The organism is Acinetobacter sp. ABJ_C1_1, assembly GCF_044684115.1.
GTDB classification, from domain to species: domain Bacteria; phylum Pseudomonadota; class Gammaproteobacteria; order Pseudomonadales; family Moraxellaceae; genus Acinetobacter; species Acinetobacter nosocomialis_A.
Window position 1 is genome coordinate 96,772 of the sequence record NZ_JBITPU010000002.1, and the last position, 18,147, is coordinate 114,918.

Here is an 18,147-nt window from a genome sequence, read left to right on the forward strand (position 1 = left end):
CAGTAAAAAAGCCGTAGTCCTTCAACTACGGCTTTTTTTATGTCTGAATAAATTTTAAAACTTATTCATCATCCATCATAGATTGGCTCATACCTACAGTATTGAAACCAGCATCTACATATAAAATTTCACCAGTAATACCTGAAGCCCAAGGTGAGCATAGGAATAACGCTGCGTTACCCACTTCTTCAATCGTTACGTTACGTTTTAATGGTGCAACTTTTTCGTTAGCATCTAACATTTTACGGAAAGATTTAATACCAGAAGCAGCTAAAGTACGGATTGGACCCGCAGAAATCGCGTTTACGCGGATACCATCAACACCTAAGCTTGATGCCAAGTAACGAACACCAGCTTCTAAAGATGCTTTCGCCATACCCATTACGTTGTAGTTAGGCATAACGCGCTCAGAACCTTGGTAAGTCAAAGTTAATAAACAACCTTGGCGAGCTTGTAATAAAGGTTTTGCAGCACGTGCCATTGCAACAAAGCTGTATGCGCTAATGTCATGAGCAATTTTAAAACCATCACGGTCAGTCACGTCAGTAAAGTCACCGTCAAGCGTGTGTGCAGGTGCAAAGCCGATTGAGTGCACAACACCGTCTACACCGTCCCAATGTTTTGCAAGTTCCGCAAATGCATTATCAATTTCAGCATCAACGGCAACATCACATGGAAACACAAGCTTAGAACCGAATTGCTCAGCAAACTCATCTACACGTTTTTTTAATTTTTCGTTTGGATAAGTAAATGCAAGCTCTGCACCTTCACGGTGTAATGCTTGTGCAATACCATAAGCAATTGATAATTTACTAGCAACGCCTGCAATCAAAAAGCGTTTACCTGCTAAAAGTCCTTGTGTCATGCCGATCTCACTCAAAACAATTTTCAGCATAATGCCAATATTCAACGTTTTTCGAAATTGCATAATGCATCTTTTTTCAAAAATCGCACGAAAAAAAATCGCCCCTATGCAGGAGCGACTTTTTATAATCTAAATTTTAGTCGTCAGACAATAAGCCAAGTAGACGTAAGAACGAGATATACATCCAGACTAAAGTTGCAAGCAACGCAATACCACACAACCATTCCATGAATTTTGGAGCACGGTATGCTGCGTTGGTTTCGATCAGGTCAAAATCTAAAATCAGGTTAAGTGAAGCAATGACTGCAACAAATGCAGCAAAACCAATTCCTAACCAGTTACTTTCAAAAATATAAGGAATGCTTGAACCAAATGCTAAACGCATAACCATCTGCACGATAAATACAATAAAGATCGCCAAAGATGCAGAGATTACAACCGATTTGAATTTTTCAGTTGCGCGGATAATTTGGAACTTATAGAGACCAAACATCACCAAAGTAGTGACGAAGGTTGCCAATAAAGCTTGAAGAGGAACACCTGGATATTTCAACTGGAAAGTAAACGAAATACCACCAATAAATGCTCCTTCAAATAGAGCATAAGGAATTGCTAAAGTTGGCGCAGTCGTTGGTTTAAACGTTGTGATTAAAGCTAAAACCAAGCCACCAATTGCACCCACAATTGAAGCTGCGTAAGCAATACCAACATTTGCAGTAAAGGCTGCATAGAAAAATAAAGCGACACCCACTGCGGCAGCAATGATGGTCAACATCACAGATTTTTGAATCGCACCTTGCACGGTCATCGGTTGACTGTAATCACTGACCGTTTCAACGCGGGTCAGTATCGGGTTATTACTTTGCATAAATGCTCTCTTTTTATAATAAATAAACTTAAAACATCATTTTAAGCAAAATGAATATGAAAGCCAAATTAGCCCTTGGCATTATTGTAACAATGTCCTTTAAATAATAAAAAAGGAGGCTACTGCCCCCTTTTCATATTACTCAGGCAAAGTCATTAATCTTTACCATCAGTATTCATAATGAAGAAGTATTCACGGTAGTACTTAAGTTCAGAAATTGAGTCACGAATATCATCCATCGCCAAATGTGATGCATTCTTTTTCAGGCCACTCATAATTTCAGGGCGCCAGCGTTTTGAGAGCTCTTTTACCGTAGATACATCAAGATTACGATAGTGGAAATACTGCTCAAGCTCAGGCATAAGACGATGTAAGAAACGGCGATCCTGACAAATCGAGTTACCACACATTGGTGAAACTTTTGGATTAACCCATTTTTTTAAGAATTCTAAAGTCTGTAACTCAGCGTCACGAGCTGTCAATTTACTACGGCGAACTCGCTCAATTAAACCAGACTGGCCATGCTGGCGAGTATTCCACTCATCCATTGCATTTAAAATACGATCAGGTTGATGAATAGCCAAAACCGGACCTTCGGCAAGTACATTTAAATGATCATCTGTAATAATTGTTGCGATTTCAATAATCTGGTCGTTGTCGGTATCTAAACCGGTCATTTCCAGATCAATCCAAATTAATCGTGTATTTAAAGTACTGCTCATGTATGTACGTTCTAAAATGCCGTAAAAACATCAATAGTAGCAAATTTCTTGCTTCTGCGCTGTAATTCCATACCAGCTTCGTGCTATTTTTGCGGTCTTCAAACAATGGTTTTTTTGGGATATGAATGGCTCTAATTCGTAAGCGTCGTTTAACTGAGCAACAGCAACGTCGTATTGAAAAACAGCATAAAACTCGCCAAGAAGAAGTCGATACTTCACAAGATCTAGATGGGCTGGTTGTACAGCACTATGGCCGTCAACTTGAAGTACAGGCACTTTCTGTACCCGAGCATCACCCAGAGAAACCTCAAGTTGCCGAAGGCGAACCAGAACCATTCTGGAAACCGATTGAATTAAAAAGTATTTGGCGTTGCCACACGCGCACAAATCTTGAATTATTGGTCACGGGTGACCGAGTGAAGTGGCAAGCAGACCCTAACACAGGCTTAGGGATTATTACTGCAATTCACCCACGTACTTCACTGCTTACTCGTCCAGATCGCTATCACAAAGTAAAACCTGTAGCAGCCAATATCAGTTTAATCGTTATTGTTTTTGCGCCGCTTCCAGAACCGGCACCGACTCTGATTGACCGCTACTTAGTAGCATGTGCAGATGCAAATATTCCTGCCCTTTTAGTGCTGAATAAATCAGATCTACTGACTGAAAATGACCCGATTCTCGACATGCTTAAAGAGTATGAAGATTTAGGTTATGAGAGCTTGATTTGTCATTCTAAAGGCGATATTTCAGCATTGTCTCAACGACTTGATGGTGAAACCGTTGCTTTTGTCGGTCAGTCAGGTGTTGGTAAAAGCTCACTTATTAATGTGCTTATTCCAGATGCCGAGCAGAAAACCAATATCATTTCTGAAAACTCCGCACTTGGTCAACACACAACAACCTCTACGCGCTTAATCAACTTTGGTAAAAATGGTGCCTTAATTGATTCGCCGGGAATTCGTGAGTTTGGGCTTTGGCATCTCGATTTAGAAAAAATTCGTATGGGTTTCCCTGAAATTGAAGCACATTTAGGTTCATGCCAGTTCCGTAATTGCACGCATACTCATGAAAAGAACTGTGGTTTAAAACAGGCTGTTGAAGCAGGTGAAATTTTGCCACGACGCTTAGATAGCTTCTTACGTTTAATCGATGAGATTCAAGAAGCGCAGCAAAAAAACTAATTTTCTACCCCTTTTGCCCTTGAAGTGGTGATTTTGATCACCATCTATATACGCTATACTCTAGGTCAATTTTGTTTTTAATTTTTTTAGGTGACTTGTGGAACGCTGGTTAGAGTTTATGGGGAATCACCCCATTTTGTTTGGTACACTCGGAGTCTTGATCGTATTGTTCTTCATTTTTGAAGGTCAACGTAACGGTCGTAAAATTTCTCCACAGTCGCTTGGTATTTTAGTGAAAGCGAAAAATGCTCTTTTGATTGACTTACGCGATAGCAAAGACTTCCGCGAAGGTCACATTAGTGGTAGCCGCAATATTCCTTATAGCCAAATTGCAAGTCATGCTGATGAATTAAAAGCAAGTGACCGTCCATTGGTATTTATCTGTAACCTAGGGCAAGTTGCTGGTAGCGCTTTACAGAAAGTTGCTCACCATGACAGCTATCGCCTTGATGGTGGTATCAGTAACTGGAAAGCTCAAGGCTTACCTCTCGTTAAAAGCAAACCAAAAGCTTAAGGAGAATTGTTATGGCAGCAAATGTCATTGTTTACTCAACTTCTGTATGCCCGTATTGCGTTCGCGCGAAACAATTACTTGAGCGTAAAGGTGTTGCTTACAAAGAAGTAAATCTTTCTGTTGAAGCACCAGAAGTACGTGCTGAATTAATGCAACGTACAAACCATCGTACTGTTCCACAAATTTTTATTAATGATCAGTTTATCGGTGGTTTTGACCAACTTTATGCTTTAGAGCGTGAAGGTAAACTCGACGAATTATTGGCTTAACATCGCATCCATATTAAGGAAAAAACAATGAGCGAAGAACAACAAGTTCAACCACAATTAGCTTTAGAGCGTATTTATACAAAAGATATTTCTTTTGAGGTTCCAGGGGCACAAGTTTTTACTAAACAATGGCAACCTGAACTTAATATCAATCTTTCTTCTGCTGCTGAAAAGATTGACCCAACTCACTTTGAAGTATCTTTAAAAGTTGTGGTTCAAGCCAATAACGACAATGAAACAGCTTTCATCGTAGATGTAACTCAATCTGGTATTTTCTTAATCGATAACATCGAAGAAGATCGCTTACCTTACATTTTGGGTGCATACTGCCCGAACATTTTGTTCCCATTCTTACGTGAAGCTGTAAACGACTTAGTTACTAAGGGTAGCTTCCCACAATTACTTCTTACTCCAATCAACTTTGATGCAGAGTTCGAAGCAAATATGGAACGTGCTCAAGCTGCTGCTGTTGAAGGTCAAGCTTAATTTTATAGCTTGTTCTAAACTAAAAAAACCGCGTAATTCGCGGTTTTTTTATATGTGCTATTTGGCTCACTCTATCCTTCAAGTGAATGAAGCTGAATAGAAGGGAACTGAAACCCACGGCAAGACTGCTCTGAACGCCATGCGACCGTTAAAATCATGTTACCTGAAACAAAATTTTGATAAGCAAACGTTCCAATAAGTTCATGCGAACATAATCCACCATGATTGGTGGGGTGGGCTTGAGTGTTTAAAGTATTTAAATCTAAACGTATACCAAGGCCTGATGCTTTTAGAACAGCTTCTTTAGTGGTCCAGACCTTAAACCAATACTCTCTATCTTGTTCTAGGCTTTGCCATGTTGCATATTCATCAGGATGAAAGGCATGTTGTGCCAAACTATCTAAACGGACTTTACGGTCAAGTTCTTCAACATCTATACCAATATCTTTAACCCGCTCACTTAGCGCCAAAGCATAATATTGTTGGCTATGTGAATGGTTAAAATGCAACGTATGATTTAACAAATAAGGTTTGCCATACTCATGTTTCGCAAATACTAAATCTGCTGGATTTACATTTAGCTTTTGAGCTAATAGCTTATTTTTAATATGTTGTATCTGCTGCTTTTTATAATCGTTAAATGTACGAAAGTCGGGAAAGTCTTGTTTCGACTTTAAAAGAAGTTGAGATAATGCCTGTGTATAAACTTCTATAATATGTTCAGACATTATCTCTACCCTATTTACTCAATTAATTAAAATTTAACGATGTCGCCTTTAAGCGTTACGCCAGCCATCATTGTGCCTTTATAACAGTCATAAGTCGTCGTACTACGTGTTTCATTTGACTTAAAATAACTCACAATATTGGTCACTGCATTTGCACCTTGTGCTTTAGCATTGTTTTGCATTTGAATAAGCGCTGAACGTAAAACCCAATCACATGAAGCTTCTGCTGATTTAGCAAAACCATTGGTCTTTTTATTGGTTACTACGTCTTTTTGAATAACTTTACCGCCCGACTTTGTACCACTTAAATAAAATTTTACAGAGCCATCCAAAGTTCCATCTGCTACGGCACGGTCTACAGCTTCTTTAAAGTTTAAATGATGTACTTCATCAGCAGCCTGAACGGTAGCAGTAAAACCAGCACTCAGCATTGCTACCAATAAAATTTTCTTATTTAACATTGTTGTGTTCCTTATTATTTAACACGTTTAAAAATAAGTGAAGTATTAATCCCACCAAAAGCAAAATTGTTGCTCATAATAATATCTGCATCGAGTGCTTTAGGCTGCTGAACGATATAATCCAGATCTCCACAAAGCGGGTCAATTTCATCTAGATTTAATGTCGGAATAAAGCAATTACGGTTCATCATTTCAATACTGAGCCAAGCTTCAATAGCACCACAAGCCCCCAGCGTATGCCCAAAATAACTTTTTAATGAACTAATTGGCTTACGGCCTAAAACTTTTGCTGTTGCCTGACTTTCTGCTACATCCCCCTGATCGGTCGATGTGCCATGTGCGTTTACATAACCAATATCACTAGCCTGCAAAGATGCATCTTTAAGCGCCAACTCCATACAACGCCCCATCATTTCAGCGTCAGGTTTAGTTACATGCTGGCCATCAGTATTGCTTCCATATCCAATAAGTTCAGCATAGATATGTGCACCGCGGGCTTTAGCATGTTCGTATTCTTCTAAAATTAAACAGCCTGCTCCTTCCCCAATTACTAAACCATCTCGCTTAGCATCAAATGGACGTGGTGTTTTTTCTGGCTGATCATTCATATTACTTGTGGCAAATAGAACATCAAAAACAGCCGCGCCTGCAGCACTGAGCTCTTCTGCACCACCCGCAATCATGACCAGTTGTTTGCCGTACTTAATTGCTTCATAAGCTTGACCAATGGCCATAGAGCCAGAAGTACAAGCACTAGACGTCGGTAAAGTTAAGCCTTTTAGGCCAAAATACACGGTCATGTTGACAGCACTTGTATGGGCCATCATACGTATATAAGTGGTTGCATTAATCTTACTCATGCTTTGATGAAGCAACATGCTTGCAAACTCACCCACAGCCTCTACGCTACCCGCAGAAGAACCAAATGCAACGCCTGTTTCACCACTGGACAAAATTTCGTGCCCAAGTAAACCAGCATTTTGCAAAGCTGTTTCAGCACATACCACAGACATGAGCGCAACACGCCCCATACCACGGGTCACTTTACGGTTAAAGTGCTTAGGAACATGAAATGTTTCAACTGGACCACCTAGCTTAGTCCGAAGATCAACATACTGTTCCCATTCAGGCATATAGCGAATGCCACTTTTTGCTGCATTAAATTGAGAAAAAATTTCGTCGGAAGTTTCACCTAAAGAGGTAATCCCTGCCATTCCTGTCACAACAACGCGCTTCATCAGATGAGTCCCCCATTTACAGAGATCACTTGTCGGGTTACATAAGAGGCTTCATCTGAACATAAAAATTTCACTACGCTTGCCACTTCATCGACCTGTCCCATGCGTTGTAACGGAATCATTTTAAGTGCATGTTCTTTAACTTCATCGGTGACCATTTCGGTTTCAATCAGTCCCGGTGCAACACAGTTCACGGTAATTTTTCGCTTCGCCAACTCTAGTGCCAAGGCTTTGGTCGCACCAATTAAACCTGCTTTTGCAGCGCTATAGTTCACCTGACCACGGTTACCCATAATTCCAGAAACAGAAGATAAAGTGACAATACGCCCGCCCTTGCGTAGATGAATCATTGGCATAATGAGCGGTTTTAAAACGTTATAGAAACCATCTAATGAGGTCGAAATCACTTCATCCCAGTCTTGATCTGTTAAGGCAGGAAAAGCACCATCATGGGTAAGCCCAGCATTGAGAACCACGCCATAAAAAGCACCATGCTGCTCTACATCTTGTTCTAAAATTTGCTGAACCGTACTGCGCTCATTTACATCAAACATTAAATAATGGCTATTTTGTCCTAATGCCTGAATCTCTTGTACGACTTGCTCCGCTTCTGACTGACGTGAACGTGCATGTACCGTTACATCAAAACCAGCCTTTGCCAGTTGCAATGCAATCGCCTTCCCAATTCCTCGACTTGAACCCGTTACTAAAATTCGTCTTGTCACAATGTATTCCTAATTCTTTGTGGTTATTCAAATGGTGATTCTGTTGGCTCAAATACACTTAACGTTGCCTGAATGCAGTGTTCAGCATATTGAATTTCACAGGAAAATTGCCCAAGTCCTTCATGAAAATATTGTTGTTCTATTTGAATGATCAATCGAGAACCCAAGGCGAAATAAGGAATAGGTAAATGTAATTTACGTGTTCCCAATAAAAATCCGACTTTTGGTGCTTGTTCTGACTGTTGGCCTTGCCAGCCTGAGTAAGCACTAATGGTTTGCGCCATAATTTCAATGCTTGCCCATGTCGGTAAACCTTCGGCTTCACAAAACATAAGCTCAGGTGTAATGGTTAGCTCAGCTTGTGCTCGCCCTTCTGCAACCTCAGTTAAATGGTCTATAAATACCATTGGTTGCTCATGAGGAATATATTGAATTGCCTCCAGTTTCATTAGGGCTTCACTCCAAAAACAAGACTAATATTACTTCCCCCAAAAGCGAAAGAATTACTCATTACATAGCGAATGGATTGTTTTAGTTCGGCATTTTGCACATAGTTTTGGTCAGCCAAATCCGGATCAATCTCAACATCTCGATGTAATGGTAGCCAGCTCTGATCTTTTAAAACCTGCTCACAAATAAACGCTTCTATAGCACCAGCTGCACCAAGACAATGTCCAGTTTTATGCTTGGTACTACTTAAAGCAACTTGATGATTACCAAAGACTTGTCGTACAGCTTTTATTTCCATGGCATCGTTTTGTGGAGTTGCAGTTCCATGAAGATTTAAATAACCAATATCTTGTGCAGATATATTTGCCATCTCCAATGCGCGCTCCATAGCGATCGCAGCACCTTTACCTTCCGGATGCGGAGCAGAAATATGCCATGCATCCATTGATTCTCCTGCGCCTATTAACATGACAGGTGTTTGTTCTTTAGTGAGCAAAAAGAAGGCTGCGGCTTCACCAATATTAATACCATCACGTCCAGCCCCACATGGCTGACAAATATCGCTAGATAAACTCTCTAGGCTATTAAATCCATTGAGTGTGAGTTGGCACAAAGTATCGACACCACCTACTAGTACTGCATCAGCTAAATCGGCTTGTAGCAAACGCTGCCCAGCAGCCAATGCTTTAGCACTTGAGGAACAAGCGGTAGAGATAGTATATGCAGGCCCTTCCCAATTTAAATACTGTTGTAAGGCTTTTGCTAAACAACTCATTTCCTGACGTCGGTGAGAAATGAGTTGTTGAGTTTGTCCTTCAAAATATTGCTTAAGCAATAATTCACTATCGGAAATACCAGAAGTAGAGGTTCCAACCACAATCGCTAAACGTTTTGATGGAAACTTCTCTGTATAACTTTTTAGTTCGGTTTCAATTTTTGCTAAAGCAGTCAGAGCAAATCTTAAATTACGAGAATCGACAGACTGTAAGGCATCCGGCACACTCGAACACAATGAGTGCGTATATTGTCCCACCCAAACATTACGATCAGCGATTAAATCATCACGCAAAGTTAAGGTTTGCTGCGACTGTTGTAATGCTTGTTTGATTTGATCAGGTTCACAACCTAATGCAGATAAACCCACACTGAACTGTATGCCGACTGCCATTTGAGCAGAATTATTTATAGATGAAACGCTCATGGTGTACTGCTTTTTTGAGGCTGCAAGGTATTTTCAATCGAACTTAGCGTCATGCTATAAGGAACTTGTTGATTAAGTAACTCGATACTTCCCTGACCTTTCTTGATGTGTAATACAGGCTGTTTATCAATATAAATATCCTGATTATCAGCCTGTTGCTTCATTTCTACAGCTTGTTGTCCCAAGCTCGAAAATTTTGGGTAGGTCGCAAATAAAAGATCACGTACCACAAATTCAAAAGGTAATAAGCGCATTTGGTCAATACGTTGCTCTACATGAACTCGTTGGCCATCAAACTGTAATTTAAACAGCTGTTGGCCCGTCAAGCTCAAAGCGACCATATCCAGTACATTTCCTTGCTGTTGCTGATATAGCAAAAAACTAAAACTTTGGTTTTTCCACTGAACTTCAACCTGATCTTGTCTTTGATAAGCTTGAGTTTGCCATAAGGGACTTTGTAAACCTTTCGCATGTGGCATCACTTGGCAGCCCGTAAAACATAGGCAACTACCAAGTAATATCATCATCCATTTGCACTGCATGCTTATACCTCTAATACCTGTTCTTGCATTAAGCCTTCACGACAGTATTCTGCTAGGGTGCTAAGTCTACGTTTGGCATTTTTATGAATTGGATTTTTTTCGTCCCATGCATAACCCGCCAGTAATGAAGAAATCATACGGCGAATGCCATCATTCTGATTTTGTGAAAAAACGACGTCCTGAAATTCACCTTCATACCATGACTCAACATAGGCACGAAACACCTGAATACCACGGCGCAGCGGTTTTTCATATTCTTGCAACCAGTCTACCTGTTCACCTTGCAAAACACGCTCAACCAAAGGAACCGCCAAGCTTGAAGATTTTAACGCGATAGTCACTCCTGATGAAAACACTGGATCAAGAAACTCACCCGCATTCCCTAAAAGTGCATAGTTGCGGTCTGCCAAATGCTTAACATTGGCAGAGTAGCCCACCAAAGTACGTACTGGTGTATCAAACTTAGCTTGACGTAGTACCTCTGACAAGCTTGGTTCGTCGGCTAAAATGCGTTTGAACATTACCTCTGGCTCATTATCGGCAGCATTTTCAACTGTGTATTTGTCAAAAAAATCTTGTTCAGCGACTACACCAAAAGAAGCTCGGCCGTCAGCAAATGGAATTAGCCAATACCATGCACGGTGGTCTTTTTCATGTACCGTAATTAAAATTTTATTACGGTCAAACTCAGGGTCATCCGTAATTCCATCTTCAATATGAGTAAACAGTGCACGACGTACCGGAAAGTTTGATGGACTCTCTAAATCTAACAATTTTGGCAAAATTCGACCAAACCCACTTGCATCAAGTAAGAACTTGGTTTGAATTTGATAGCTTTGCTGATTTTCATCTAATACCGTAAGAATAGGCTGTTCCGGTGCTACGTCTACATCTAAAACTTCATGTCCAAAACGAAGGTCTGCCCCATAAGCCTGAGCTTGTTTAGCAAGTAAATTGTCAAAATCTGCACGGCGAACCTGCCAAGTCGTCCCCGGCCCATCGGTAAACTTTTCAGTAAAGTCATAAAAACTGCGTTGTTTACCACGTAAAAAGGCCGCACCATTTTTAAATTGAAACGCATATTGCTCGACATGCTCGCGAACTGTTTCTAGTAAACCGGCTTCTTCTAAAAACGCCATAGATTGCGGTAGTAATGACTCACCAATTGAAAACCGTGGGAAATACTGCTTTTCCAAAACCGCAACTTTATAGCCTTTCTTGCGCAGAAGTGCCGCAGCAGAACTTCCTGATGGACCCGCCCCAATAATGACTACATCAATTTTTTCTAAAGTGCTCATAGCACGACTTTCCTTTTTAATTTATTCAAATTATGAATGGTCTTGTAAATTCACGATATGTTTTTCATCTGCTGGGGTGAGTAAAGTCGCATAGATGAATGAGAAAATAACCCCAAATAAAACCGTCAAACCAAAACAGTGAATTGCATACGTATGGCTAAATGAAAGTAATCCAAAGCCAAGTAAGGTCGACATCATACATAAAAATAACGCCATTCCAACTACTTGTGGATGATCATGCCCATGTCGATAAAAAATTGCATAGTCGACACCAATCCCAATGATCAGGAAAGTCGCCATAATACTAAACAAATTAATTTCTACACCTAACCACGCCTGAACAGCAAAAGTACTCAATAACGCCAAACTTACAGGCAGAACTAAAGGCACAATCGAACTTAGGCCATAAATAACGGCTAAGCCTAGTGTTAATCCAATTAATGCATAAATCAGAAGATGCTGAGCCTGTACTCTATGCTCGGCAAACATTTGTGACATTGTTGCAATCGGTTGCTGAAAATGCACATATTGAGACTGTAGCCCTTTTAAAACCTCTGGGTGTTTTATCCCTGTCACCATAACCAAACGCTCATTCGCTTGGAGCTGTAAAAAAGCTAAAGGATGATCTTTAAATACGGCGAAATCCAATAAGGGTTGTTTCGCGAGCTGCTGTTGCCATTGCAAAACATCAGCCACATTTAGCCCCATACTTTGTGCATATTGTTCTAAAGTCGAGCGTGGAATACTTTGTAATAACTGCACATTATGTTGCTGTTGAACCAATGGTGGAATCCACTGTCCCAAAGCTTGAAATGCAGAAATTTCCCCTTTTGCCTGTAACTGCTGCAACTGTCTAATGAGTTGTTGTTCCTGTTGCTGCATTTCATTTGCAGAGGTGGCTTTTACCACAAAATAATCACTGCCTTGTTGCTGTCCAAATTGTTCACGTACAGTTTGATCTTGCTGCTTTAAGCTCGCATCCATACCTTGCAAATTACGAATATCATCGTTTGTTTTAAGGTAGAAAAGACTAACTGTACCTGCAACTAAAATAGTCGCAATCAAGCTATAACGTATTTTTGCACGTTGCTGAAACCACAGTCGTGTTTGTCCAATCCATGACAAAGCATGTATGGCTGGTTGGGCATTAAGTGCAGGTAGTCTTGGTAATAAAAGTACACTACTAATCCAAGCCGCAGTTAAACCGACAATTGAAAATACCGCAATCTGTCTAAACCCAGGAAATGGTGTAAAACTCAAAAAGACATAAGCCACCAAGGTGGTCATTAAGCCCATAAATAAGCTAGGCAATAAAGGTAATAAAATCTGGAAACCACCTAGCTTGCGATGCTGAGATTGCATTGCCATGAAGTAAAAAGAAAAATCGACACAAACCCCAATTAGACTCGCACCAAATACTAAAGTGATGAGATGGATTTCCCCAAATATCCAGTGAGTCACTGCAAATGCAACAAAGCTTCCGGTCGAAACAGCAATAAATTCTGTCGCCATAGGACGTAATGAGCGGAAACCAAACCACACCAGAAAAATCAGACCTAATGTCGAACCAACACCAATGGTCGAGATTTCCTCTTTAGCCGATTGCGTTCCAAAATTTGTAAATAAGATCGTTCCCGTCCAATGGGAATTTAGCCCCATTGCAGCTAATTTTTGTTTGGTCTGATCAATCCAGTTCGATACTTGTTCTTGATAATCAATATTGTATGGGCTTTGGGTTAACTGTAATACAAATAACCGTGAAAGCCCCTGATCATGATGAATAGTCGCAAAGCCTTTCTCCATTTCAATATCTTGCTGCGATGGCTTTGCCAATTGCATGGCATAACGAGTAAACAAGAGTAATGGATCTTGCTTAAGTGATTCTGCTGTCACAGGTAGACCCGGACTCATCATCTGCATTAAGCTTTGTTCACTAAGTGCCGAGTAGTCTTTTTTTTGTAGTAACTGCTGGTCTTGCTCGCTTAACAAACCTACCCGATGTTGATAGAGCTGCTTTGCAAATTGATCAAAATCAAGTTGTGGTTTTAAAGGTTGCCATAATGCACTACTTTTGGCTTGTACCGTTAAAAGCTCCGTCGCGCTTTGTATCTCAGATTCATCTTTAGCATCCACTACAACAAATACTTTGTTATTGAGTTGCTCATTCATATACTGCTGAGTACGTGCAAGCTGTGGGTCCTGCTGCATTTTCGGCAATAACGCAAAAATATCCGTCTGAATATGGATATCTTTTTTAAGCCATGTTACGCCCAATCCCACAGCCATGAGTAAGAGCGCGATTAGCCACAGTACAGTAAATTTATTTTGCCAATTGGAAAAGCGCATGCTCGGCAGCCATTAAAGTCGTCGGTTTAGAAGTCTGGTGACTAAAGCGAATTGTGGTCAAATTATTGGCTTTTTCAGTAATCACAATTTGGTTTACATACTGTTGACCTTGAGCATCTACACGCACAAACAGTTTTTTAAATAAGCTACTTTTTGGCGTTAAACTAATATTCCAGCCCGCTGGACTATAGTTTGCACTCACTACATTAAAGTTCTTTGCCAAGGCTTGTTCATTGCCTGACATTAACTGCAAAAAGAGTGTTGCAACAGAACTATAAGGTGATTGATCAATTTGAATCTGGCTAAATGTTCGCTGAGTCTTTTGTACCAGTTTGGTTGGAGTAACAATGAGATCCGCCTGTACTGGACGTTTAATTTGCCATGCCACACCATAAGATTTCGCAAATAATAAAGAACCGTTGGATACAAAAGTTTTATTCAAAGACGGTAATTTCTTTTGCTGCTCGAAATCAGCACGGACTATCGGCGTTTGTGCCAACTGCTGAAAAATCTGTGTCACTTCTGTTGAGGCCGCATAAACGGCGCTCAAGCTGCCCATCCATACTGTGAGACCTATCCCTAAAGTTTTAACAAATTTAGACATCATGCTCCCCTCGTTGGTTGGAACTCAGACCACGCATTTAAACGTTCAAATAAAACCTGAGGTGACTGAAGGCACATTTCACGGTTTGCAATATTTACAGCAACCTGTGTGGTATAGCCCTTGGTTAAACGCTTTCCAGACTCGGCATCAAAAATCAAATAGTCTATTTTTAAACGGTTTTCCCATTCTTTTAAAATAGCCCGAACCCGAATCTTTTGTTCAAACTCAATACCATATGCATAACGGACGTGACTTTCTATCACAGGCCATGCATAACCAGATTCTTTCATTTGCATATAGTTGTAATGAAATTGATCAAGCAATTTACAGCGTGCAATTTCAAAATACTTTAAATAGTGTCCATGCCAAACCACATTCATGGTATCAACATCATGAAATGGAATCTCAATGATTACATCCGCATGCATTCGCTCACCTTATCCCATAAATTCTGGTTGATTAAACAATTCAAGTTGGTCTAAACGATCAACAATCTGTTGTAATTCGGTTTGTAATGGTCGATCTTCTTCGACAAATGCAAAGCTTTGTAAGGTCCATTGCATGAAGGCTTGTAATGTTGGGCTTAATTGTTCCGTTAAACCTTTCAAATGAATCGCCTGTACACTTGCACAGCACAGCGCTGCAATTACTTGCTGTGTCAAAGTAATCACACGGCTCGCATCACGTGCAGCAATGGTTCCCATACTGACTTTGTCTTGGTTATGGCATTCGGTTGAACGTGAAAAAATTGAAGCAGCTAAGGTGTTTTTTAGAGCCTCGGCTGTCCACGCGGAGACTCCAATCTGTACAGCTTTAAAACCATGATTCAGTGGTAAACGTTCAGCCGTTGCACCTGTTAAATTACGTGGTAAACCATGATTCATTTTATGATCGACCAACTGTGCAATCTGTCTATCCATCAAGTCAGCAATATTGGCAATCATAATTTTTAAGCTGTCCATTGCCTGTGCAATATGTCCACCGTAGAAGTGACCACCATGCAACACACGCATGCCGACAGGATCAATTAATGGATTGTCATTACTCGAATTCAGCTCATTTTCAATAAACTGACGTAACCATACTTTTGAGTCTTCAAACACGCCAATAATATGCGGCGCACAGCGTAATGAGTAACGATCTTGCAAGCGTGGACTCTGATGTGCGGTTTGTACTTCACTGTTCAGCCAATCACGTAATTGCTTGGCAATCTGTTGCTGCCCTGGATGCGGCTTTTGTGCAAACAGAACTTCATCGAAATGACTTGGATTACCTTCCAATGCCAATACGTTCAACGCAGTAATCAAAGTACTTGCAAAAGCAATCTGCTCTGCTTTTTTATAATTTAAACATGCAATTGCCGTCATCACCGCAGTACCATTCATAAGGGCCAAGCCCTCTTTCGGTCTGAGTGTTAAAGGCTGTAACCCTTTTTCGGCATACACTTGAGCAACCGGAACAATTCGTCCATCGACATAAACATCACGCTCACCAACCAAAGTTCCAGCAATATAAGATAATGGTGTTAAATCACCGCTTGCCCCCACTGAACCTTCAGATGGAATAACCGGAATCACATTTTGATTGAGCAACCAAACTAAGCGTTCCAGCAAAGCAATCGACACACCTGAATAACCACGTGCCAATGAACATAAACGAGTAACAACGACTGCACGTGCAGTAATTACATCAAGGTTTTCACCTAAACCACAGCCATGAAAACGAGAAAGATGCAGTGGCAATTCATTGACCTGATTCAATGGAACTTCAACCAAACACGAGTCGCCATAACCCGTGGTCACACCATAGATTACCCCTTCTTCTTCAAGTAACTGATCGAGAAAATCAGCTCCTTTTTGAATCAGTTCACGCCATTCAGAGGATGCAGGTAAAGCAACCTGACATTCGCCTCTGGCTACAGCAACAACATCTTCAATGCAAAGTGGTTGTTCCCCTACGGTTAACACACGCATGTTATTTCGTCCAAAAATTATAAAAATTAAACCATTGATAAGGAGCTCGCATGCAATGCTGCTCTAATACATTTACATAGGTTCGAGTCACACTTTGCATACTTTCAATACGGTGAGCACGCGGTAAATTTACCTGCTCTGAAATGAGATGGATATGCACTTGAAATTGTTGCTGCATGCGATAACAAAATACGGCAATCACCGGTACTTTAAGTAAATTTGCCAAAATCCATGCGCCTTGTGGAAATGCAGCAGTTTCCCCTAAAAACTCTAGCTGCTGTACTCGGTCTGACTGCACTGGCACTCGGTCTGCCGCAACAATGACCCACTCACCTTGTTGCATTTTGTCCTGAAGCAACATAGCCGTTTCAATACCGAGTTCATCGACCGATAAAAGACAAACATCTGCTTTATCATTTATTTTTTTGAGAAAATCATTAAATTTCGTTGCATGTTTTTGATAAACCAGCACATTAATTTTTTGTGGATGATCTGATTTTATTGCGCGAAGTAACTCAATATTACCAAAATGCGAGACAACAATTAGAGCGCCCTTTTGGTAGTGCTGATGAAAATACTCATGTCCAAAAATTTCCAGTTTCTGTTCTGGAATATTGCCTAGCCAGCCCTCGATCTTATCTAAAATACATTCGCCGAACTGCATAAAGTGCGCGTAGCTATTTCCCAAAGTCGGCTCATGTATAAATGGAGAGTTGGCTCCTGCAAAACGATGTAATTTTCGTAAGTAGAGTAGTGAAGCTTGTCTTGCTGCAACTGCAAATAACCAATACCACATAATCACAAAGTACAGCACCAATTTACATAACCAGCGTCCACCAAAACGATAAAACCAAAGCATTAACATTAATGGCAACATGCCACCACGCTCTTTAATATCATTCCATTTTGGAGAAGCTGACTGTGTCATGGTTAACCTTGCAGCTTATGTTTTAACAGTTTTGGTAAACGAATCAGCATCCCCATAAATAGAGTTGCATGTGCCTTGCTTAGGCCTAAGTTGTCTCGCCAAGCATGAAAATGGGAAATCCCCTGCTCTGGATAAACCACTGGCGTCGGGACATTAATGAAAGGTGTATTTTCCCATTTTAAACGCACTAAAATTTCACTATCAAAACCCATACGTGGTTGGAATTTAGCGCTATTCAATACCTTAATGGTGCTCTCAAGTGGATACACTCGGAAACCACACATACTGTCTTTAATCTCAAACGATAAACTATTTAACCACACCCAAAAGTGGGTAATGTAACGTCCATATAGGCGCTTTTTGGGAATAGAGGCATCGAAATATGGCTGACCAATCACCATCGCATCTGGATGCTGCCGAGACTGTTCCAGAAATTTTGGAATGTCATCCCAGCAGTGCTGACCATCGGCATCGAGTTGTAATGCATGACTTAAACCAAGCGCATGTGCTGCGCGTAATCCGGTTATTACAGCTTGGCCTTTCCCTTTATTTACCTCATGCTCGATTAAATGAATTTGAGGATATTGCTCTGCCAAGTCTCTTAGAATTTGGCTACACGCATCATCACTTCCGTCATTTACCAACACAATCGGCAAATGAAAACTATCCAAATTAGCAATCAAGTCTGCTAAGAAATGTGGATGATTATAGACTGGGATAACAAAGCCATAGTTGGTCTGCATTT

General features: G+C 40.6%; 21 protein-coding genes. 4 read left to right on the top strand and 17 right to left on the bottom strand.

Features of this window, described 5'->3' with window-relative positions; translation table 11 throughout:
- Nucleotides 1–61: 61 nt before the first annotated feature.
- From ACG59Z_RS04590 to orn, 3 genes are all read right to left on the bottom strand, one after another.
- The gene (locus ACG59Z_RS04590; protein ID WP_002027450.1) at nucleotides 62–865 is read right to left on the bottom strand and encodes an enoyl-ACP reductase; all 804 of its coding nucleotides are present in this window, start codon (nucleotides 863–865) and stop codon (nucleotides 62–64) included.
- 136 nt (nucleotides 866–1,001) lie between these two features.
- Entirely contained in the window at nucleotides 1,002–1,733 is a 732-nt protein-coding gene (locus ACG59Z_RS04595) for a Bax inhibitor-1/YccA family protein (protein ID WP_002053496.1), read from the bottom strand.
- Between the two features lie 155 nt (nucleotides 1,734–1,888).
- Nucleotides 1,889–2,455: an oligoribonuclease gene (gene orn, locus ACG59Z_RS04600; RefSeq protein ID WP_000099436.1), complete on the bottom strand. Its 567-nt coding sequence runs from the start codon at nucleotides 2,453–2,455 to the stop codon at nucleotides 1,889–1,891.
- A 125-nt stretch (nucleotides 2,456–2,580) separates the two neighbouring features.
- On the opposite strand from orn, the gene rsgA reads away from it, so the two are divergent.
- The 4 genes from rsgA (at nucleotide 2,581) to secB (ending at nucleotide 4,908) form a co-directional block, all read left to right on the top strand.
- Nucleotides 2,581–3,639 (top strand): ribosome small subunit-dependent GTPase A, encoded by a 1,059-nt coding sequence (gene rsgA, locus ACG59Z_RS04605; RefSeq protein WP_004883292.1) that lies wholly within the window; start codon nucleotides 2,581–2,583, stop codon nucleotides 3,637–3,639.
- Nucleotides 3,640–3,736: 97 nt separating this feature from the next.
- The gene (locus ACG59Z_RS04610; protein WP_000443006.1) at nucleotides 3,737–4,153 is read left to right on the top strand and encodes a rhodanese-like domain-containing protein; all 417 of its coding nucleotides are present in this window, start codon (nucleotides 3,737–3,739) and stop codon (nucleotides 4,151–4,153) included.
- Nucleotides 4,154–4,164: 11 nt separating this feature from the next.
- The gene (gene grxC, locus ACG59Z_RS04615; protein WP_000729828.1) at nucleotides 4,165–4,422 is read left to right on the top strand and encodes a glutaredoxin 3; all 258 of its coding nucleotides are present in this window, start codon (nucleotides 4,165–4,167) and stop codon (nucleotides 4,420–4,422) included.
- Nucleotides 4,423–4,449: 27 nt separating this feature from the next.
- Nucleotides 4,450–4,908 (top strand): protein-export chaperone SecB, encoded by a 459-nt coding sequence (gene secB / locus ACG59Z_RS04620; RefSeq protein ID WP_002053511.1) that lies wholly within the window; start codon nucleotides 4,450–4,452, stop codon nucleotides 4,906–4,908.
- 71 nt (nucleotides 4,909–4,979) lie between these two features.
- On the opposite strand, the gene ACG59Z_RS04625 is transcribed toward secB, so the two are convergent.
- From ACG59Z_RS04625 to ACG59Z_RS04690, 14 genes are read right to left on the bottom strand one after another with little or no spacing between them, the layout of a single operon-like run.
- Complete coding sequence (locus ACG59Z_RS04625; protein WP_400198085.1) at nucleotides 4,980–5,636, bottom strand: 4'-phosphopantetheinyl transferase family protein; 657 nt, start codon at nucleotides 5,634–5,636, stop codon at nucleotides 4,980–4,982.
- Between the two features lie 26 nt (nucleotides 5,637–5,662).
- Nucleotides 5,663–6,097, bottom strand: coding sequence for an excinuclease (locus ACG59Z_RS04630; RefSeq protein ID WP_396519699.1), 435 nt, complete (start codon nucleotides 6,095–6,097; stop codon nucleotides 5,663–5,665).
- A 14-nt stretch (nucleotides 6,098–6,111) separates the two neighbouring features.
- A complete protein-coding gene (locus tag ACG59Z_RS04635; protein ID WP_400198087.1) occupies nucleotides 6,112–7,335 on the bottom strand; it encodes a beta-ketoacyl-ACP synthase in 1,224 nt (407 codons plus the stop codon).
- Nucleotides 7,335–8,060: a 3-ketoacyl-ACP reductase FabG2 gene (locus ACG59Z_RS04640; protein ID WP_396480474.1), complete on the bottom strand. Its 726-nt coding sequence runs from the start codon at nucleotides 8,058–8,060 to the stop codon at nucleotides 7,335–7,337. Before ACG59Z_RS04640 ends, ACG59Z_RS04635 begins: the two co-directional genes overlap by 1 nt.
- Before the next feature lie 23 nt (nucleotides 8,061–8,083).
- Nucleotides 8,084–8,509, bottom strand: a complete 426-nt coding sequence (locus ACG59Z_RS04645) for a 3-hydroxylacyl-ACP dehydratase (RefSeq protein ID WP_396480472.1) — start codon at nucleotides 8,507–8,509, stop codon at nucleotides 8,084–8,086.
- A complete protein-coding gene (locus tag ACG59Z_RS04650) occupies nucleotides 8,509–9,711 on the bottom strand; it encodes a beta-ketoacyl-[acyl-carrier-protein] synthase family protein (protein WP_400198090.1) in 1,203 nt (400 codons plus the stop codon). Before ACG59Z_RS04650 ends, ACG59Z_RS04645 begins: the two co-directional genes overlap by 1 nt.
- A complete protein-coding gene (locus ACG59Z_RS04655; RefSeq protein ID WP_400198091.1) occupies nucleotides 9,708–10,253 on the bottom strand; it encodes a DUF3261 domain-containing protein in 546 nt (181 codons plus the stop codon). The genes ACG59Z_RS04650 and ACG59Z_RS04655 overlap by 4 nt, the downstream gene beginning before the upstream one ends.
- Nucleotides 10,254–10,255: 2 nt before the next feature.
- Entirely contained in the window at nucleotides 10,256–11,551 is a 1,296-nt protein-coding gene (locus ACG59Z_RS04660; RefSeq protein WP_400198093.1) for an NAD(P)/FAD-dependent oxidoreductase, read from the bottom strand.
- A gap of 30 nt (nucleotides 11,552–11,581) precedes the next feature.
- On the bottom strand, nucleotides 11,582–13,897 hold the full coding sequence (locus ACG59Z_RS04665; protein WP_400198095.1) for an MMPL family transporter: 2,316 nt from the start codon (nucleotides 13,895–13,897) through the stop codon (nucleotides 11,582–11,584).
- Complete coding sequence (locus ACG59Z_RS04670; RefSeq protein WP_104074996.1) at nucleotides 13,872–14,501, bottom strand: outer membrane lipoprotein carrier protein LolA; 630 nt, start codon at nucleotides 14,499–14,501, stop codon at nucleotides 13,872–13,874. Before ACG59Z_RS04670 ends, ACG59Z_RS04665 begins: the two co-directional genes overlap by 26 nt.
- Nucleotides 14,501–14,929: a thioesterase family protein gene (locus tag ACG59Z_RS04675; RefSeq protein ID WP_039250438.1), complete on the bottom strand. Its 429-nt coding sequence runs from the start codon at nucleotides 14,927–14,929 to the stop codon at nucleotides 14,501–14,503. The genes ACG59Z_RS04670 and ACG59Z_RS04675 overlap by 1 nt, the downstream gene beginning before the upstream one ends.
- A 9-nt stretch (nucleotides 14,930–14,938) precedes the next feature.
- A complete protein-coding gene (gene hutH, locus ACG59Z_RS04680; RefSeq protein WP_400198098.1) occupies nucleotides 14,939–16,474 on the bottom strand; it encodes a histidine ammonia-lyase in 1,536 nt (511 codons plus the stop codon).
- A 1-nt stretch (nucleotide 16,475) separates the two neighbouring features.
- Entirely contained in the window at nucleotides 16,476–17,402 is a 927-nt protein-coding gene (locus tag ACG59Z_RS04685; protein ID WP_400198099.1) for an acyltransferase, read from the bottom strand.
- Nucleotides 17,403–17,404: 2 nt separating this feature from the next.
- Complete coding sequence (locus ACG59Z_RS04690) at nucleotides 17,405–18,145, bottom strand: glycosyltransferase family 2 protein (RefSeq protein WP_311069564.1); 741 nt, start codon at nucleotides 18,143–18,145, stop codon at nucleotides 17,405–17,407.
- Nucleotides 18,146–18,147 lie beyond the last annotated feature (2 nt).

Coding starts and splice junctions, on each gene's coding strand:
- ACG59Z_RS04685 (WP_400198099.1), bottom strand. CDS start 17,402: ATGACACAGTCAGCTTCTCCAAAATGGAATGATATTAAAGAGCGTGGT.
- ACG59Z_RS04595 (WP_002053496.1), bottom strand. CDS start 1,733: ATGCAAAGTAATAACCCGATACTGACCCGCGTTGAAACGGTCAGTGAT.
- ACG59Z_RS04630 (WP_396519699.1), bottom strand. CDS start 6,097: ATGTTAAATAAGAAAATTTTATTGGTAGCAATGCTGAGTGCTGGTTTT.
- ACG59Z_RS04665 (WP_400198095.1), bottom strand. CDS start 13,897: ATGCGCTTTTCCAATTGGCAAAATAAATTTACTGTACTGTGGCTAATC.
- grxC (WP_000729828.1), top strand. CDS start 4,165: ATGGCAGCAAATGTCATTGTTTACTCAACTTCTGTATGCCCGTATTGC.
- ACG59Z_RS04655 (WP_400198091.1), bottom strand. CDS start 10,253: ATGCAGTGCAAATGGATGATGATATTACTTGGTAGTTGCCTATGTTTT.
- orn (WP_000099436.1), bottom strand. CDS start 2,455: ATGAGCAGTACTTTAAATACACGATTAATTTGGATTGATCTGGAAATG.
- ACG59Z_RS04645 (WP_396480472.1), bottom strand. CDS start 8,509: ATGAAACTGGAGGCAATTCAATATATTCCTCATGAGCAACCAATGGTA.
- ACG59Z_RS04690 (WP_311069564.1), bottom strand. CDS start 18,145: ATGCAGACCAACTATGGCTTTGTTATCCCAGTCTATAATCATCCACAT.
- hutH (WP_400198098.1), bottom strand. CDS start 16,474: ATGCGTGTGTTAACCGTAGGGGAACAACCACTTTGCATTGAAGATGTT.
- ACG59Z_RS04650 (WP_400198090.1), bottom strand. CDS start 9,711: ATGAGCGTTTCATCTATAAATAATTCTGCTCAAATGGCAGTCGGCATA.
- ACG59Z_RS04660 (WP_400198093.1), bottom strand. CDS start 11,551: ATGAGCACTTTAGAAAAAATTGATGTAGTCATTATTGGGGCGGGTCCA.
- secB (WP_002053511.1), top strand. CDS start 4,450: ATGAGCGAAGAACAACAAGTTCAACCACAATTAGCTTTAGAGCGTATT.
- ACG59Z_RS04625 (WP_400198085.1), bottom strand. CDS start 5,636: ATGTCTGAACATATTATAGAAGTTTATACACAGGCATTATCTCAACTT.
- ACG59Z_RS04590 (WP_002027450.1), bottom strand. CDS start 865: ATGACACAAGGACTTTTAGCAGGTAAACGCTTTTTGATTGCAGGCGTT.
- ACG59Z_RS04675 (WP_039250438.1), bottom strand. CDS start 14,929: ATGCATGCGGATGTAATCATTGAGATTCCATTTCATGATGTTGATACC.
- ACG59Z_RS04635 (WP_400198087.1), bottom strand. CDS start 7,335: ATGAAGCGCGTTGTTGTGACAGGAATGGCAGGGATTACCTCTTTAGGT.
- ACG59Z_RS04670 (WP_104074996.1), bottom strand. CDS start 14,501: ATGTCTAAATTTGTTAAAACTTTAGGGATAGGTCTCACAGTATGGATG.
- rsgA (WP_004883292.1), top strand. CDS start 2,581: ATGGCTCTAATTCGTAAGCGTCGTTTAACTGAGCAACAGCAACGTCGT.